Genomic DNA, 369 nt, shown 5'->3' on the forward strand with positions numbered 1-369 from the left:
GGCGATGTGCGCGCCGTCGACGTCGGCGTCGGTCATGATGATGATGCGCTGATACCGCAGATCCTCTTCGCGGTACTGCGCGAGCGTGCCGCAGCCGATCGCCTGCACGAGATCGGAGAGCTGCGCATTCGCCGTCAGCTTGTCCTTGCCGGCGGACGCGACGTTGAGGATCTTGCCGCGCAGCGGCAGCACGGCCTGGGTCTTGCGGTCGCGCGCCTGCTTGGCACTGCCGCCGGCCGAGTCGCCCTCGACGATGAAGAGTTCGGAGCCGTCCGTGCCGGCATCGGTGCAGTCGGCGAGCTTGCCGGGCAGGCGCAGCTTCTTGCCCGCGGTTTTGCGCGCGGTCTCTTTCTCCTGGCGCCGCCGCAG

At 69.1% G+C, this 369-nt stretch carries 1 protein-coding gene; it reads right to left on the bottom strand.

The window, feature by feature from the left end; translation table 11 throughout:
- The coding region (locus tag JHD07_RS26630) for a toprim domain-containing protein (protein ID WP_291627450.1) at positions 1-369 on the bottom strand (369 nt) is incomplete at both ends.

This window comes from Bradyrhizobium sp. (genome assembly GCF_016462955.1).
Classification (GTDB): Bacteria; Pseudomonadota; Alphaproteobacteria; order Rhizobiales; family Xanthobacteraceae; genus Bradyrhizobium.